The organism is Nocardia harenae NBRC 108248 (genome assembly GCF_001612885.1).
Classification (GTDB): Bacteria; Actinomycetota; Actinomycetes; order Mycobacteriales; family Mycobacteriaceae; genus Nocardia; species Nocardia harenae.
Window position 1 is genome coordinate 66,740 of record NZ_BDBH01000014.1, and the last position, 15,283, is coordinate 82,022.

At 74.9% G+C, this 15,283-nt stretch carries 10 protein-coding genes; 5 read left to right on the forward strand and 5 right to left on the reverse strand.

Features of this window, described 5'->3' with window-relative positions; translation table 11 throughout:
• Positions 1-100 precede the first annotated feature (100 nt).
• Positions 101-970: a YdcF family protein gene (locus tag NH2_RS25265; protein WP_245650753.1), complete on the forward strand. Its 870-nt coding sequence runs from the start codon at positions 101-103 to the stop codon at positions 968-970.
• 42 nt (positions 971-1,012) lie between these two features.
• Positions 1,013-1,873 (forward strand): putative protein N(5)-glutamine methyltransferase, encoded by an 861-nt coding sequence (locus NH2_RS25270; protein WP_067659475.1) that lies wholly within the window; start codon positions 1,013-1,015, stop codon positions 1,871-1,873.
• On the opposite strand, the gene NH2_RS25275 is transcribed toward NH2_RS25270, so the two are convergent.
• Positions 1,851-2,684 carry an SDR family NAD(P)-dependent oxidoreductase gene (locus NH2_RS25275; RefSeq protein WP_067659478.1) on the reverse strand — a complete coding sequence of 278 codons (834 nt, stop codon included), beginning with the start codon at positions 2,682-2,684 and terminating at the stop codon, positions 1,851-1,853. The genes NH2_RS25270 and NH2_RS25275 overlap by 23 nt on opposite strands.
• An 11-nt stretch (positions 2,685-2,695) precedes the next feature.
• A complete protein-coding gene (locus NH2_RS25280; protein WP_067659481.1) occupies positions 2,696-4,246 on the reverse strand; it encodes a succinic semialdehyde dehydrogenase in 1,551 nt (516 codons plus the stop codon).
• 137 nt (positions 4,247-4,383) lie between these two features.
• Here NH2_RS25280 and NH2_RS25285 point away from each other — a divergent pair, with 137 nt between their 5' ends.
• Positions 4,384-5,076: a TetR/AcrR family transcriptional regulator gene (locus tag NH2_RS25285; RefSeq protein WP_245650754.1), complete on the forward strand. Its 693-nt coding sequence runs from the start codon at positions 4,384-4,386 to the stop codon at positions 5,074-5,076.
• Here the strand turns inward: NH2_RS25285 and NH2_RS25290 are convergent.
• The 3 genes from NH2_RS25290 to recC are packed head-to-tail and all read right to left on the reverse strand — an operon-like array spanning position 5,073 to position 13,749.
• Complete coding sequence (locus tag NH2_RS25290) at positions 5,073-7,133, reverse strand: AAA family ATPase (protein ID WP_067659487.1); 2,061 nt, start codon at positions 7,131-7,133, stop codon at positions 5,073-5,075. The genes NH2_RS25285 and NH2_RS25290 overlap by 4 nt on opposite strands.
• Positions 7,130-10,468, reverse strand: coding sequence for a UvrD-helicase domain-containing protein (locus NH2_RS25295; protein ID WP_439951784.1), 3,339 nt, complete (start codon positions 10,466-10,468; stop codon positions 7,130-7,132). Before NH2_RS25295 ends, NH2_RS25290 begins: the two co-directional genes overlap by 4 nt.
• Positions 10,465-13,749 (reverse strand): exodeoxyribonuclease V subunit gamma, encoded by a 3,285-nt coding sequence (gene recC, locus NH2_RS25300; protein WP_067659490.1) that lies wholly within the window; start codon positions 13,747-13,749, stop codon positions 10,465-10,467. The genes NH2_RS25295 and recC overlap by 4 nt, the downstream gene beginning before the upstream one ends.
• A 246-nt stretch (positions 13,750-13,995) precedes the next feature.
• Here recC and NH2_RS25305 point away from each other — a divergent pair, with 246 nt between their 5' ends.
• The gene (locus NH2_RS25305; RefSeq protein ID WP_067659493.1) at positions 13,996-14,202 is read left to right on the forward strand and encodes a hypothetical protein; all 207 of its coding nucleotides are present in this window, start codon (positions 13,996-13,998) and stop codon (positions 14,200-14,202) included.
• Positions 14,203-14,430: 228 nt separating this feature from the next.
• A complete protein-coding gene (locus NH2_RS25310) occupies positions 14,431-15,186 on the forward strand; it encodes a serine hydrolase (RefSeq protein ID WP_439951785.1) in 756 nt (251 codons plus the stop codon).
• The last annotated feature ends 97 nt before the right edge of the window (positions 15,187-15,283 follow it).

The following is a 15,283-nucleotide window of genomic DNA, read 5'->3' on the forward strand; positions in this document are numbered from 1 at the left end:
GCCGACTTACGGCGGGTTCACACCCGTAACATCAGCCTCAGTCGTATCGTGGGCGCTGCTCTACAGCACAGCTGGCCGCCGTCCGCGAAAGGTGTGACCTGTGGTGACTCGTCGAATCCGAACAATTCTGCTCGCGGTGCTGACCGCGCTCGCCCTGTCCGGAGCGGTCGCCGCGCCCGCGGTGGCCGGCCCCGATCCGGACGACCTCTACAACTCCGCGCAGCGGCACTTCGCCGCCGGTGACGACGCTGCGGGCCGCGCCGATCTGCGCGCGCTCATCGGCGCCGCGCCGGACGACGCGGAGGCGATCGCGCTGCAGGCGCTGTGGTCGCACTACGCGGGCGACCGGCCCGCGGTGGACGACGCCATGCGCAGGCTGGCCGGGCTGGACCCGGCGCGCGCCCATGGCACCCGCCGGGTGATGGACGCCATCGGCGCCGCCGTCGGCACGCTGCCCAATCCGCTGCCCGCGCTGATCGGGCCGCAGACCGCCATCGTCGTGCTCGGCTACGGCCTGCTGCCGGACGGCGCGCTGCGCCCGGAGCTGGTGCACCGGCTGAACGCGGCCTGGGTGCAGGCGGTGGCCGCGCCGTTCTCCCGGGTGGTGCTCACCGGCGGCAATCCGCAGAACGGCGTCGCGGAGGCCGATGCCATGGCGGGCTTCCTGATCGGGCGCGGGATTCCGGCGAGCCGGATCATCGTGGAGAACCGGGCAGGCTCGACGGTGCAGAACGCGCTCTTCAGCACCGACCTGCTGCGCGATGCCGGGCTGACCAGCGCCGTCGTGGTGACCTCGCCGAACCACATCCGCCGGGCGGTGGCGGATTTCATCGTCGCCGGGACGGCGGTGGTCGGGGCGATGGTCTCGCTGGAGCAGCTGGTGTCGAATCTGCCGCCGCCGAGCCGGGCCGGGCAGCGTGGGATCTACCTGGACGCCACCCGTACCTTCCGGCTGGCCGCCAGCCGCTGACCGGGGTGGACGCCGGGCGCGCGTACCGCGCAGGATGACTGGGTGTCCGCGCTCCCCCGCTCCGCCCCGGATCGTGCCGATGCCGGGGGCGTGGTGGCTCGATTACGGGCGGCGGGGTGCGTCTTCGCCGAGGACGAGGCGCGGCTGCTCATCGCCGCGGGCGGCGAGCTGGAGGCGCTGCTGGCGCGGCGGGTCGGCGGGGAGCCGCTGGAGCAGATTCTCGGGTGGGCCGAGTTCCGCGGGCTGCGGGTGGGGGTGGGGCCGGGGGTCTTCGTGCCGCGGGCGCGGACCGCCGAGCTGGTCGACGCCGCGCTTCCGCTGCTGCGGGCGGCGGGCGCCCGACCTGCGCAGGGCGCCCCGATCGCCGGGAACTCGCGCGAGCCGGTGCTGGTCGACCTGTGCTGCGGCACCGGCGCGCTCGGGCTGGCCTGCGCGCGGGAGGTCGGGGTGACGTTGGTGGCGGCGGATATCGACCCCGCCGCGGTCGCCTGCGCGCGGCGCAACCTGGTGTCCGCCGGGGTGCGTGGCGCGACGGTGTACGAGGGCGATCTGTTCGACGCGCTGCCTGGCGCGCTGCGCGGCCTGGTCGAGGTGCTGCTGGCGAACGTGCCGTACGTGCCGAGCGACGCCGTCGCCACCCTCCCGCCGGAGGCCCGCGACCACGAACCGCGCCGCGCCCTCGACGGCGGCGCCGACGGGCTCGACATCCTCCGCCCGGTGGCGGCGGGCGCGGCGGAGTGGCTCGCCCCCGGCGGTCACGTCCTCATGGAAACCAGTGCCGCACAGGCCGATTCGGCACTCGAAGCGCTGGCAGCGAACAACCTGGCCGGCCGGCTCGCCGGATCCGGCGAGCACGGCACCACCGTGCTGATCGGGACGCTCAGCTCTCCCTGCGCCCGGTGAAGTGATCCATCGAGCGGTACACGCCGACGGTTCTCAGGAAGAAATCGCGGGCCCGGATCGGCAGCAGCCCGGAGAGCGCCTTGTTGAACCGAGAGGTCCAGGGCAGCACCAGCAGCGGCGTCCCGGCCTTCATCTGGGTCCACGACGTCGCGACCACCTCGTCCTGCTCGAGGATCGGGGTGAACCAGAAGCCCTTGGCGCCGTCGAACATGCCGGTGTCGATGTAGGTCGGGCAGACCGTGGTGACCTTCACGTGCTGGTGCCCGGCCTGCTCCAGCTCGATCCGCACCGAGTCGGACCAGCCCAGCGCCGCCCACTTGGAGGCGGCGTAGACGCTCATCCGCGGGTTGGAGACCAGCCCGGCCGAGGAGGCGATGTTCAGCACCCGCGAGGGCGACTTCGACGCCACCATGGCGGGCAGGAACTCCAGCGTGATCCACATGGGCGCCAGCGAGTTGATCGCCATGGTCTTCTCGATGTCGGCGCGGTTCGTGGTCTCCCAGAAGTACTGGTTGCCGCGCACGATCCCGGCGTTGTTCACCAGGATGTCGATATCGCCGACCTCGGTGCGCACCGCTGCCGCGGCCTCGGCGATCGCCTCCTGCGAGGAGACGTCGACCACGTTGTGGTGCACGGTGCCGCCGAGCTCGGTCAGCTCGGCCGCGGTTTCCTTCAGCGCGGCCTCGTTGATGTCCCAGAGCACCACGGCCGCGGCGCGCTCGCGCACCGCGGTGGTGGCGAAGAGCTTGCCGAGCCCCATGGCGGCGCCGGTGACCAGCACCGTACGCCCGGCGACCGATTCCAGCTTCATCGCTGCGTTCCTCACTTCTGTCGCAGGGTCTTCATGACGCCGAAGTAGAGCGTCATGGTCTTGGCCCACAGCTCCTCGGACATGCCGGGCAGCGGGGCGATCGGCAGCACACGCTGCTGCGCGATGGTCTGGGTGTCCAGGTACTTGAGCAGCCCCTCGGGGCCGTGCCTGCGGCCGGTGCCGGAGATGCCGAGCCCGCCGGAGGGGGCGTCCGAGCTGCCCCACGCGGCGATGAAGCCCTCGTTGACGTTCACCGAACCCGCGTTGATCCGGGCCGCGACGGCCCGGCCGCGGGCCGCGTCCTTGGTCCAGACGCTGGCGTTCAGGCCGTAGGCGGTGTCGTTGGCGGCGGCGACCGCGGCGTCGTCGGAGGCCACCCGGTAGACCGAGACCACCGGCCCGAAGGTCTCCTCGCGGTAGACCGTCATCTCCGCGGTGACGTCGGCGAGCACGGTCGGCTCGTAGAAGTAGGGGCCCAGGTCGGGGCGGTGCTTGCCGCCCGCGAGCACGGTCGCGCCCTTGGCGACGGCGTCGTCCACATGCTGCTTGACGGTGTCGAGCTGGCGCTGGAAGGTGAGCGAGCCCATGCCCGCGCTGTAGTCGAGCGCGCCGCCGAGCTCGATGTTCTTCACGTGCCCGGTGAACTCGGCGACGAAGCTGTCGTACACGCTGTCGTGCACGTAGATCCGCTCCATGGACTCGCAGAGCTGGCCCGCCGAGGCGAAGCAGGCGCGGATGGCGATCTTGGCGGCCCGCGTGATGTCGGCGTCGGCCAGCACCAGCAGCGGGTTCTTGCCGCCGAGCTCCAGCGAGTAGCCGATCAGCCGCTCGCCCGCCTGCTGCGCGATGGTGCGGCCGGTGGCGCTGGAGCCGGTGTAATCCACGTAGTCGGCACGGGCGATCACCTCACCGCCGATATCCCGGCCGCGGCCGAGCACCGCCTGCCACAGCCCACGCGGGAGCCCGGCGCGCTCGGCGGCGTCGATGGCCCAGAGCGCGGTGAGCGCGGTCTGGTTGTCCGGCCGCGCGACCACGGCATTGCCTGCGACCAGCGCGGGCAGCGCGTCCGAGACGGCGAGCGCGAGCGGGTAGTTCCACGGCGAGATCACCGCGACGACGCCCTTGGGCCGCTGCCGGACGTCGACCCGGGTGAGCACCGGCAGTACGCCGCGCGGGCGCCGGGTGGCGAGCAGCTTGCTCGCCACCGAGGCGTAGTACCTGGCGTTCACCGCGACATCGCCGACCTCGTCGAAGGCGTGCGCGCGGGCCTTGCCGGTCTCGGTCTGCACGATGTCGAGAATGGTCTCCTGCTCGGCGAGCACGATGTCGTGCAGCCTGCGCAGCACGGCCACCCGCTCCCGCACCGGCCGCGCGGCCCATGCCGCCTGCGCGACCCTGGCGGTGCCGAAGGCGCGCTCGATGTCCTCGGTGGCGGACTGCGGCAGGTCGGCGATCTTGGCGCCGGTGGCGGGGGCGAACACCTCGACCGACGGCGCGCCGCCCGCGGTCGCCCGTTCCAGCAGTGGCTTGACCAGGTCGGCGGGGAGGGCGGCTGTCGTCATGGGGCGGCTCTTCCTGGTGCTTCGGGTGACGGTCGAGGGGCGCTCATTAAAATGAACACCGATGTTAGAGTAATGGCCGTGCGACCCCCGGTGTCAAGCGTCACGTCCCGTGCCACATGCGGCGATGGCCGAAAACTGTGACCGCTCACAACACCGAGCGCCCGGCCCGCCGCGGCCGCCCGCCGCAGACCCGGGAGCAGGCCGACGAGGTGCGCGCCCGGATCGTGGCGGCCACCGCCGACGTGTTCACCCGCACCGGTTCGCGCGGGCTCAGTGTCGCGCAGATCATCGACCAGGCCGGGCTGGCGCGCCCGACCTTCTACCGCTATTTCGCCAACGCCGCCGAGCCGCTGCACGCGCTGCTCACCGTCTCCAACCGCGACCTGGTCGGCGGCATCCGCAGCGCGCTCGGCACCGCCACCGGGCCGCTGCAGGGCGTCGAGCTCGGCATCCGGCTGATCGACGCCTACCTGGCCTGGGCGCGCGGCCACGGCACCATGCTGCGCCCGCTCTTCGCCGAGCTGCACGACCCGGGCTCGCCGGTCTCGGCGTATCGGGAGGAGGCGCTGGAGGACATTCGCGGCATCATCAGGGAGACCTTCCGCGTGCTCGGCCGCCGGGTGCCCGCCCCGCTGGACCTCGATGCCGCGCTGCACCACTGCGAGTACGTGGTCTACCGGGTCTCCGCGGCCGCCGCGCCCGGCTCCGAGCCGGAGCCCGCCGTGGTGGACGAGGCCCGGCTGACCATGATCCGGGTGCTGCTCACCACGCTCGGCACCCGCTCCGACATCGAGTACGCGCTGACGATTCCCGGGCTGCTGCGCGATTAGCCGGGGCGGGAGAGGCCGCTGGCGCGGAGCACGCGGCGGTCGATGCCGGCCCGGATGGCGGCCTCGGTGCCGATGACCCGGACGCGGCCGCGCGCCCTGGTGATGGCGGTGTAGAGGAGTTCCCTGGTGAGCAGGGTGGATTCGGGTTCGGGGAGCACCACGGAGACGGTGCCGTACTGGCTGCCCTGGCTGCGGTGGATGGTCATGGCGAAGACCGAGACGACCGCGGAGAAGCGGGTCGGGTGCACCAGGTACGGGGTGCTGCCGCGGTGCAGCGCGGCGCGCAGGGTGCCGTCCGGCAGCCGGACGATGACGCCGGTGTCGCCGTTGTAGATCCTGGCCTCGTGGTCGTTGGCGGTGACCAGCAGGGGCTGGCCGGGGTACCAGAGATTCTGCTGCGGGTCGGCGCCCGCGCCGCCGGCGGCGGCCCACTCGGCGGCGAGGCGGTCCCAGCGCTCGACGCCGAACGGGCCCTGGCGGTGCGCGCAGAGCAGACGGTGCGATTCCAGGGCGGCGAGGGCCAGCTCGGCGTCGCCGTCGACGGCCGCGGCGGTGACGGCGCGGGCGGCGGTGACCACGTCGGCGCGGACGGCGGCGACGTCGTCGGGGGCGCGCAGCTCGACGTCGTCGGCGCCGGAGGTGAGGAGGCGGAGGGCCTGGTCGGCGTCGCCCGCGCGCACCGCGACCGCGAGTTCGGCGATGGTGCCGCCGAAGCGCCTGCCCCTGGTGAGGCGGACGATGCCGCCGTCGAGGCGGTCGAGTTCGCGCGGGGTGAGCGCCTCGGTGGATGACACGGCCGCGTCCGCGACCGGTGGACCCGGGGCCGGGTGCTCAGCGCCGGTGGCGTCCGGCGCCGGGTGCTCAGCGCCGGTGGCGTCCGGCGCCGGGTGCTCAGCGCCGGTGGCGTTCGCGGCCGAGTGCGGCTGGTCGGGCGCCGGCCCGGCGGTTGTCGCGGCGGCACCGGGGCCCCCGGCGAGAATCGCGGTGCCGGTGAGCTCGGCGAGGACCGGGTTTCCGGCGCCGCGGATCGGCCCCGCGACCAGGTCGGCGAGGACGGCCCCGGCGTCCACCGAGGCGAGCTGGTCCGGGTCGCCGACCAGGACCAGCCTGGTGTCCGGGCGCAGCGCGGCGAGCAGGCTGCTCATGAGCGTGGAGGAGACCATCGAGGTCTCGTCCACCACGATCACGTCGTAGGGCAGCCGGTTGAACTCGTGGTGCTTGAAGCGGGTGGCCCGCCCGCGCTGCCAGCCGAGCAGCCGGTGCAGGGTGGCGGCGGTGAGCTCGGGGAGCCCGATCTCGGCGGCCTGCTCGCGCACCGCCTCCTGCAGCCGGGCCGCCGCCTTGCCGGTGGGCGCGGCCAGCGCGATCCGCAGCGCGGGCAGCTTGGGCCGCGCGGCGCGCTGCGCCACCAGCAGGGCGAGGATGCGGGCGATGGTGTGCGTCTTGCCGGTGCCCGGCCCGCCCGCGACCACGGTGGTCCAGCGGGTGGCGGCGACCGCGGCGGCGAGCCGCTGCCGATCCGTGGTGCCCGCGATCCCGGCGCCGAAGAGGCGGTCGAGTTCCCGGCGCACCAGCGCGGCGTCGACCGGAGGGTGACCCGCGGCGCGCTCGGTGAGCACGCGCCGGATGATCTGCTCCTGCTTGTGATACCGGTCCAGGTAGAGCAGCGGGCCGCCATCGGGGCCGCCCTCGAGCAGGTAGAGCGGGCGCAGTGGCCCGGCGTCGCCGCCGCGGACCAGCGGGCTGGAGCGCAGCGCGGCGACCAGCGCCGCCGGCTCGGGCCACGGCAGCCGGGCGGGGTCGAGGCCGGGGGCGGGCTCGCGGGTCTCGTCGGCGTCGACGCCGATCTCCGCGATCCGGTCCAGCTCCAGGCAGACCGAGCCGGAGCGCACCGCGCGCACCGCGAGCGCGGCGGCGAGCAGCACCTCCTCGCGGTCCTCCCGGCCGAGCCGGGCCAGCCGGGTGGCCACGTGCACGTCGGCGGCGGCCAGCACCCCGGCCTCGTTGAAGAGCCGGAGCAGCCCGGTGCCGCGCTGCGCGATCTGGATGGCGGTCACCGCTGCCCCGCCAGCAGGTCGGAGAGCTCGGTGACCAGCGCGGCGGGCGGCGTCCAGGCGAAGATGCCCGCACCGCCGGGGGTCTCCGGCCCGATCATGCCGCGCACGAACAGGTACCTGACCCCGCCGAGGTGCCGCTCCGGGTCGTACCCGGGCAGCCGCCAGCGCAGGAAGCGGTGTAGCGCGACGGCGTAGAGCACGGCCTGCAGCGGGTAGTGCGAGCGGATCATCTCGGCGGCCATCCGCTCCGGGGTGTAGTGCGCGACGGTGAGGTCGCCGAGCCCGAGCCGGTTGGTCTTGTAGTCGACGACGACGAAGCGCGGGCCGGGCAGCCGCAGCACGGCGTCGATGCTGCCGGTCAGGTAGCCGCGCAGCGCGCCGCCGTCCAGGTGCGCCAGCTGCGCGGGGTATCCGGCCAGCGCGTCGTCGGCCGGGAGGTGCCGCTCGAGCAGCGCGGCGATGGCGGGCAGCGAGGCGGCGGCGGTCGCCGGGCGCTCGCCGCCTGCCAGCGGCAGCTCGAAGTCCAGCTCGCTCAACCGATCCGGGGACGGGATCTCGGCCAGGGTGCGGCCGAGCCCGAGCGGGGTGTGCAGCACCGCGAGCAGCGCCGCCGCCAGCACCTCGGGGTCGGCGGCGGAGGCGGCGGCGTGCACGGCGTCGCGGCAGCGGGCGCGCACCTCGGCGGCGAGATCGGCGGCGTCGGTGTCGACCAGCTCGAGCACGCCGTGCACCAGGGTGCCGAACTCGGCGCCGTAGGGCAGCGCGTTCATGAGCGAGGGCGGGGCGGCCGGGGCGGGCGGCTCCGCCGGGTCGAGGACCTGGATGCCGACCGGCTCGTCCGGGCGGGCGCGGTCGTTCTCCGGCTCGGTCTCGGCAGCGGCCTCGTGCGCCCCCGCGGTGAGCGCGGAGTACGAGGTGCGGCGCCACTGGTGGTCGAGCGCGCGCCGGAAGGTCGCGGCGGCCAGCGGGCCGGTCTGCGGCTCGACGTGCAGGCGGTGCGGCTCGGCGGGGGCGGCGCCGTCCGGGGCGGAGACCGCGATGGCGCCGTCGGCGGGGGCGGCCCACGCGGTGAGCGCGGCCAGCGCGGCGGCGTCGGCCGGGACGGGGGCGCGGGCGGGCACCTCGGGGCCGCGGTCGGGGCGGCCGAGCGTCATCCGGTGCAGCGGGGCGCTCTCGGTGCCCCACGCCGGGGCCCACCAGGCGACGACCTGGCACATGGCGCGGGTCAGCGCGACGTAGAGCAGCCGCAGCTCCTCCCCCGCCTCCTCGGCCTCGGCCCTGCGCCTGGTCTCGGCGGCGCCGGGGATGTCGGGGCCGCCGACGTCGAGCACCCGGGTCCGGCCGTCGTGGTAGAGCTGGGTGGCCGGCTTGGGGTTGCGCGCGCTGTCCCAGGCGAAGGGCAGGTAGACGATCGGGAACTCCAGCCCCTTGCTGGCGTGCACGGTGGCGATCTGCACGGCGGCGGAGTCACGATCCAGCCTGCGGCTGCGGTCGGCGACGCTGCCGGAGGCCGGGTCGCGCACCCGGTCGCCGAGCCAGCGGGTGAGCGCGGTGAGCCCGAGGCCGTCGGTGAGCGCCACCTGGTCCAGCAGCTGGGCGAGGTGGCGCAGGTCGGTGAGCTCGCGCTCGCCGTTGCGCAGCCCGAGCAGGCGGGGCGCCAGCTCGGTCGCGGCGGCGAGCCGCTCGAAGACCGCCGCGAACCCGGCCCGGCCGAAGAGCCGCGCCGATTCGCGCAGCAGCGTGCTGATCCGGCCGGTGAGCTCGGCGCCGCCGCGGTCGAGTTCGGCGGCGTCCACCCCGAGCAGCGGGGTGCAGGCGGCCAGCCGCACCCGGTCGGAGCGGTGCGGCTGCTCCAGCGCGCGCAGCACCCAGAGCCAGTGCGTGGCCGACGGGGTGCCGAAGACGCTGGTGCCGCCTGCCAGTACCGCCGCCACCCCGACCCGGTCCAGCGCGGCGCGCACCACCTCGAGCTGCGACCTGGTGCGCACCAGCACCGCGATATCGCCGGGGCCGAGATCGCGCGGCGCCCCGGCCCGGTCCCGCAGCCGGACCCCGGACTCCAGCAGCCCGACCACGTCGTCGGCCAGGTCCGCCGCGGCCCGCTCGCGCACCCGGCCGATCTGCGGGAACCCCGACGAGCCGAGCGGCCCGGCGCCGGTGCGCGGCAGGCAGCGCAGCCGCAGCGGCACGATCCGCTCGTCCGGCCCGGTGAGCCTGCTCCACTCCCTGGTCGGCTCGACCCCGGCGACGGTGATCGCCGGATGGCCGAGCGCGGCGCCGCCCTGCAGGTGCGCGAGCGCGCGCAGCAGCCCGGCGTCGCTGCGCCGGTTGTGCGTGAGCTCGTGCCTGGCGTCGGCGACCGCGACGGCGTCCAGGTAGCTGAGCACCTCGGCGCCGCGGAAGGCGTAGATGGCCTGCTTGGGGTCGCCGACCAGCACCAGCGTCGATGCGCCGTGGAAGGCGAGCCGCAGGATCTCCCACTGCAGCGGGTCGGTGTCCTGGAACTCGTCCACCAGCGCCACCGGGAAGCGCTCGCGCACCCTGGCCCGCGCACCCGGGCCGTGCACCGGGTCGGCGAGCACGTCGTGCAGCACCACGAGCAGGTCGTCGAAGTCGCGCAGGCCGAGCAGCCGCTTGCGGCGCTCGGTCTCGGCGCGCACGGCGGTGGCGAAGGCGACCCGCTCGCCACCCTCGCCGTCCTGGTCGGGGGCGAGGGTGGCGTGCCGGTCGTGCACCGCGGCAAGGGCCAGCGCGCGGGCGGCCTTCGGCGGGAAGGGCGGCTCGGTGCGGGCGTAGCGGGCGAGGTAGAGGTCGTCGGCGACGGTCTGCACCACGTCGTCCACGTTCTCCACCAGCCTGGTGCCCGGATCGTCGTCCCCGGCCAGGCCGAGTTCGTCCAGCATGCGCTGGCAGAAGCTGTGCGTGGTGGCGATGGTGCCCGCGTCGAACTCGGCGAGCGCGGCGAGCAGCCGCTGCCTGCGCAGCGCGGGCTCGGTGCCTGCGAGCGCGCGCACCAGCTCGTCGTCGTGCGCGGCCGCGCGCTCCGGCTCGGCCAGCGCGGCGGCGACCGCGACGAAACGCTCCCGGGTGCGTTCGCGCAGCTCCTGGGTTGCGGCCCGGCTGAAGGTGACGAGCAGCAGGTCGGAGACGGCGATCCCGGCCTCGGCGACGTAGCGCACCGCGAGCCCGACGATGGCGTGCGTCTTGCCGGTGCCCGCGCTCGCCTCCAGCACCGTGGTGCCGGTGGGCAGCGGGCCCGCGGGGTCGAAGGCCGCGGGGGCCGGAGGCGCGACGGTCGCGACGTCGCCGGGCGCCCCGGCTCCGGCCCCGCTCACGGCCGCCCCTGCTGCTCGGCCCGGAGCAGCGGTTCCCAGAGCCGCCTGGCCAGCGCACCGAAGCGGGTCGGCTCGCCCGCGCCGCCCTGCGGCGCGGGGGTGGCGAGCAGTGCCGCGAGGGTGACCTGCTCACCCCAGACGTACCGCAGGTACCGGTCCCTGTTGTCGCCGTAGTCCCCGTCGAAATCCTGCAGGGCCGCGTATTCCGCGTCCTCCCTGCGGTTTCCGAGCATGCGGCTCTGCGCGTAGGCGGCGGTGGCGGTGGGGGCGACGGGGAGCGGCTCGCAGAGCCCGGCGTCCCGCATGGCGACCAGGGTGCGCAGCGCGGCGAGCGCGGCGGGCGGTTCCGGCGCGGTGAGCTCACTGCGCCAGGCCGGGATGCGGAATTTCCCGCGCCCGATGGTGAGCGCCTGCCAGGAGCGGTCCTCGGTGCAGGTGAGCGCGAGCAGCGCGACCCAGGCCGCGATCCGGTGCTTGGCCGCGACCCGGGAGAAGGTGGTGCGCACCAGCCGGTCGCCGTGCACCTCCGGCACGGTGCCGGTGAGCCTGCGGCCATTGCCCAGGTCGAGCGCGATATCCACCGCGCGGCCGGGGATCTCGTAGTGCGGCTGCGCGGTGCGGACCAGGGTCTCGACGGTGCGTTCCACCTCGTCGAGCACGGCGGCGCCGAAGGCGAAGGGCGGCAGCCCGCCGCGGCGCCACTCGGCGGCGCGCAGGGTCTCCGGGTCGGCGCCGGTGAGCCGGGCGGCGAGCAGCCGCTCGCCGAGGTCCCACTTGGCGAGGCCGTCCAGCTCCACCGGGAGCCGGTCGTCGATCTCCTCCTCGTGATCGGGGACGCGCAGCCCGAGCCGCTGGCCGAGGAAGGCGCGCACCGGGTGCTCGACGAAGGCGACGAGGTCGGCGAGTTCGACGTCACCGGGCTCCGGCCGGGGCAACGGCTCGCCCAGGAAGGCCGGGCGCGGGCGCGGGGGCTCGGCGGCCGCCCGCGCACCCGCCAGCGCGACCGGGTCGAAGCCGAAGGGGTTCTCCGGTGCGAAGTTCCTGCGGTCGAAGTTCTGCAGCGGGTGCCGGACGACGAACCGGTCCGTGCCCGCGTGCGCGCGCAGGGCGTCGAGCAGCTCGGCGACCGGGACGGCGGGCGGGCGGTGCGCGCCGGTCACCGGGTCGGCACCGGTGTAGCAGACCAGCAGCCGCTCGCCCGCGGCGAGCACCGCGTCCAGCAGCAGCTGGCGGTCCTCGCCGCGCGGCTCCCGCTCGCCCACCTGCGGATCGCGGGCGAGCACGTCGTCGCCGTCGGTGCCGCCCGCGCGCGGGAAGACCTCGTCGTCCAGGCCGAGCAGCACCACCACCCGGTGCGGCACCGAGCGCATGGGCACCAGGGTGCAGACGGTGAGCTCGCCGGTGCGGAAGTTGGCCCTGGTCGGGGCGGTGCCGAGCCGTCCGGCGAGCACCGTCACCACATCCGCGAGCCGCAGCGCGACCGCGCCCGCGTGCTCGGTGGCGGCGGCGAGCTCGGTGCGCGCCTCGGTGCGCTGCCAGGCCAGGTGCTCGGGGACGTCGCAGAGCAGGTCGAGCGCGCGGATCAGCACCGCGCTCCACTCCGGGGCCGGGCGCGGGCCGCGCAGTTCGCGCAGGCAGACGGCGAGGCGGTCGACGAACTCGGCGAAGCGGCCGGCCAGGTCGACGTCGTTGCTGTCGACGTCGTCCAGCGGGAGCGCGAGATCCAGCCAGTCGCCGTCGGTCTCGGCGGCGGTGACGCCGAGCAGGATCCGATCCACCGCGCTGTTCAGTGTGTTCTGCGCAAAATCGGCGAGGCCGTAGGCCTGGCGCTGGCGCTGCCCGATGCCCCAGCGGGCGCCGGAGTCGGCGGCCCAGCCGCGCAGCCGCTCCAGTTCGTCGTCGTCGAAACCGCAGCGGCGGCGGACGGTCTCGGCCGCCGCCAGGTCGAGCACCTGGGTGACCGTGACCCGGCCGTCGGCCAGCTCGAGCAGGGTGGCGACCACGGTGAGCAGCGGGTTGGTGACGGCGCGGCCGCGGTCGGCGAGCCGGACCCGGAGCCGGTGGCCGGGGTGCGCGTGCTCGTCCGGCGCGTCGGCGCTGCCGCGGGAGCCGAAGGCGGCGCGGATCAGCGGGGCGAAGGTCTCCACGTCCGGGCACATGACCAGGACGTCCCGCGGTTCCAGGGTGGGGTCGGCGGCGAAGAGGGTGAGCAGTGCGTCGCGGAGGACCTCGACCTGGCGGGGGCGGCCGTGGCAGAGGTGGATGCGGACGCTGCCGTCGTCCGCGAGGGCCGGGTCGGGGGCCGGGGGCCAGGTGTCCTCGCGGACGGCCTGCTGGAGGGTGGCGAGCAGGGTTCGCGGGGCGATGGCTCCGGATTCGTGGTGCTCATCGATCACCTCCGCTTCGCAGCCGGCCAGCCGCTGCTGGAGTTCGCGGATGTCGCGCCCGAGGCCGGCGAGCAGCGGGTTGCGGACGAGACGGACGGTGGTGTCGGCGCTGCGGAGCAGGGTGGGTGGGTGCGTGGCGAGGCGGTCCCAGAGCGCGGGGCTGGGGTGGGTGAGCCAGAGGTGCAGGTCGCGGTGGGCGGCGAGGGCGGAGAGGACGGCGCGCTGGTCGGCGGGGAGGCGGGTCGGGCCGAAGAGCGAGAGGCGTTGCGGCAGTGCGGTGCTCGCCGGGTCGGCGCGCAGCCGGGCGCAGGCGTCGGCCAGCCGCTCGGCAGGCCCCGGCACCCCGATGGCGGCGCGCAGCTCGCGCCAGAGCGCGGGCTGCCAGCCCAGGTCGGCGGGGAGCGGGCGCCCGGCGCCGTCGGTATCCGCGCCCGCCGCCCAGGCCAGGATCAGCTCCGGCCGCTGCGCCGCGTAACTCTCGAAGAGCGCCGCCAGCCGGACGGCGGTGGCGTAGCGCCGCCCTGCCCGCTCCTCCGCGCCGAGATGCCTGGTCAGCACGGTGGCCCAGGGCTCGCCGAGCACCCCGTCGAGCACCCGGAGCAGCGCCCAGACCACCCGGTCCCGCTCCCACGGGTCGTCCCCCGCCGCCAGGCACTCCGCGACCAGCGCGGCGGGCGAGGGAAAGCGCACCGCGGCGGCGATCCCGTCCGCGGCGCCCGGCCCCGAGGTGCCGAGCACCCCGGCCAGCCGCTGGGTCAGCCAGCGCTCGATTCCCTTGGCGGGCACCGCCACCACCTCGGCGGCGAACGGGTCGGCGGGCGGGGTGGCCAGCTGCCGCGCCAGCGCGTCCGCCAGGGTGTCGGCGCGCTCGGCACGATGGATGTGCAGCGGCATGCCACCCCTTCGACGATCGTGCGTTCCGCAACGGTTATACGCCCGGCGGTTGCCGGTGGCCCCGGCGACCCGCTGGGATCACCCATAACCACCCACACCACGTGATCTGCACCACAATCCGGCGCGTCGGTCGAGGTGTCGCGCGGCCGGGGTGGCCCCCTGTGCCACAGTGCTGCGTCGAGGGAGGAGCGGCACCGTCCGGGGGGATGCACAGGGCTTGTATCTCGAAAGGCTGGTCTCGCGCTCATGGTTGCGCTGGTGGTTCCCCTGCTTCCGAAAGGCGGCTTCACCGTCCGCCGCGTCGGCGAGCGGTGGGAGTTGGTGAACTCACGGCATTTCGGGCGCGGCGTCGTGCTGCACGCGTGGCCGCGGGATCGGCACGGCGAGGCTTTCGAGCACTGCTACCGGCTGAACGGGCGAACCGTCGAGGAACTGCGCGCCGCCTTCCGTTGAAACCGCAGCGCCGCAACGGGTTACGCGCACATACCGACCGGTAGCCGGAGCGGGACGTGCATTCGCGACGACGATGTGCCATCGTGGGCAACCGTGCGTCATCAGTTGGCCGCCACCCGGTCTGTCCCCCGCGTGGCCGCATCCGCCTGTGCCCTCGCCGCCGCGGCGATCATCGTCTCCAGCGGTACGGTTTCCCTCTCCGCCGCGCATGCCGCGCCCGCCGTCCCGATGCTGGAACAGGCCAACCTCGCCGGTTTCGACTCCGATCTGAGCAGCCGGATCGCCAAGGCCAACGCCTACCTGGCCGGACGCCCCGGCACCACCGGGTACGTGGTGCGGGACCGGGTGACCGGCGGCGTCTACGCCAACGAGAACGCCGAAGCGTCGGTCTGGACCGCCTCCACCATCAAGCTGGCCATCGCGGCCGACCTGCTGAACCGCGCCAGGGTCGGCGCCATCCAGCTGCCGCCGGAGGACCGCGGGCTGCTGGAGTCGATGCTCGCCACCTCCAACGACCACGCCGCCGACGTGCTGTGGACCAAGTACGCCGGGCTCGACCGGATGGCCTTCAACAACGCCTTCCGGGCCAACGGCATGAGCACCCTGGTGCCGCAGCCCACCGAGACCGCGCTCTTCCCGGACTGGTCGTTCCAGAAGTGCACCGCCGCCGACCTCGATCGGCTGATGGACAACATCGTCACCCAGATGCACCCGGACGACCGGGCCTACCTGTTCGACCGGATGCGCTCGGTCGACTCCAACCAGCACTGGGGCGTCTGGGGCGCGGGCGACAGGATGCGCCCCGGCCTGAAGAACGGCTGGTCCGCCGAGCAGGGCGGCTGGGTCGTCAACTCGGTCGGCTTCGCCGGGCCGGGCGAGCGCTACACCCTGGCGATCATGACCGCCATGGGTGAGGAGGGCGGTTACACCGACGGCGCCGCCACCGACACCGAGGTCGCGAAGATCCTGCTCGCCGGACGATAAGTCCGCGGCCTCTCCCGGCGCACCTACCCGTGCCGCGGCACCGATCGGTGCCGCGGCACGGGCGTTCCGCGGGCACGCCGCCGCTCGCCGTGACGGC